Here is a 1,246-nt window from a genome sequence, read left to right as displayed (position 1 = left end):
GGCTGCGACCTTGCCCTGGAGTTCGGCGTAGGACATGCCGGTGGCGGACATGGTTTCGATGCCGCAGGCGGCGGCTGCGACCAGGGCCTGGGCGCTCTCCCAGCGGCGGCCGGCCGCGGGGAGCTCGCCGGCGTCGCGGGCCAGGCGCAGCAGTGTGGAGACGGCCGAGATCCAGGCCCGGTGGAAGTCGACGACGGCGGGCCGGGTCGGGGTGCATCCCCGCGGGGCGGGTTGGCCGCATTCCTTGGTGATGCGGAAGCTGGCGGGGATGGCGGGTTCCTCGTGGAGGGTCCAGGCCAGCCAGTGGGTGATGTCGATCAGGGCCTGCAGGGGTGAGACGCCGTCCTGGCGCAGGGTGCGCACGGCGTCGTGGAGCAGGGCGCAGCCGCGTTGCTGGACGGCTTCGGCGAGTTCGTCCTTGGAGGCGAAGTGGAAGTAGAGGGCTCCCTTGGTGACCCCGGCGGCGGCCGCGATCTCGCCGAGTGTGGCGTTGGCGTAGCCGTTGCGGTGGAACATTTCGGCCCCGGCGTGGACCAGGCGCCTGCGGGTCCGTTCCGACCTCTCCTGCACCGCGTCGTCTCCTCTCGCCCCGTGGAGGTCCTCGTGTTCCCGGCCGCGGGGACCTGTGGTGTGTCCCGGGGCCGGGCCGGGTCGTGCCCCTTTTTCGGCCGCCCCCGGCGGGCGGGGGTGGTCGGGCGTCAGACCCGTACGAGCCTTTCGCCGCCGGGCTCCGCGTGGGCCTCGGCCGGGCTCTCGGGTCCGGCCATCAGGATCGAGCGCTGCAGGCGGCGCAGGGCGATGGAGGGTTCCAGTCCCAGTTCGCGCACGAGGGTGGCGCGCAGTCGCTGGTAGACGTCCAGTGCCTCGCCGCGGCGGCCGGAGCGGTGCAGGGCGAGCATGAACTGTCCGTGGAGGTTCTCGTGGGTGCGGTAGCGGGTGACCAGGACGGTCAGTTCGGCCAGGAGTTCGCGGTGGCGTCCCAGTCGCAGGTCGGCCTCGATCCGCTGGTCCAGGGCGCACAGCCGGGTCTCTTCCAGGCGTCTGGTCTCCATGTCGAGCTGGATTCCGCCCTGTACGTCGGCGAAGGCGGGTCCGGACCACAGGGCCAGGGCCTCGCGCAGCAGGCGGGCGGCGCCGGGGAAGTCGCCGGCGTCCATGGCGCGGTAGCCGGTGCCGGCGAGGCGGTCGAACTCGCGGACGTCGAGGGTTCCGCCGCCGCTGCTGAGGAGGTATCCGCCGGGCAGGG

The 1,246-nt window shown here is 73.1% G+C and carries 2 protein-coding genes; both read right to left on the bottom strand.

Going from position 1 to position 1,246, the window contains the following annotated elements; genetic code table 11:
- A partial coding sequence (locus tag ACFWVD_RS27990) for a ScbR family autoregulator-binding transcription factor (protein ID WP_379247828.1) occupies positions 1-570 on the bottom strand: 570 nt, incomplete at its 3' end.
- Between the two features lie 128 nt (positions 571-698).
- A partial coding sequence (locus tag ACFWVD_RS27985) for an AfsR/SARP family transcriptional regulator (RefSeq protein ID WP_379247826.1) occupies positions 699-1,246 on the bottom strand: 548 nt, incomplete at its 5' end.

This window comes from Nocardia sp. NPDC058666 (genome assembly GCF_042714895.1).
Taxonomy (GTDB): Bacteria; Actinomycetota; Actinomycetes; order Mycobacteriales; family Mycobacteriaceae; genus Nocardia.
Note: the sequence above shows the minus strand (reverse complement) of the source record. Positions and strands in the feature narration are given on the sequence as shown.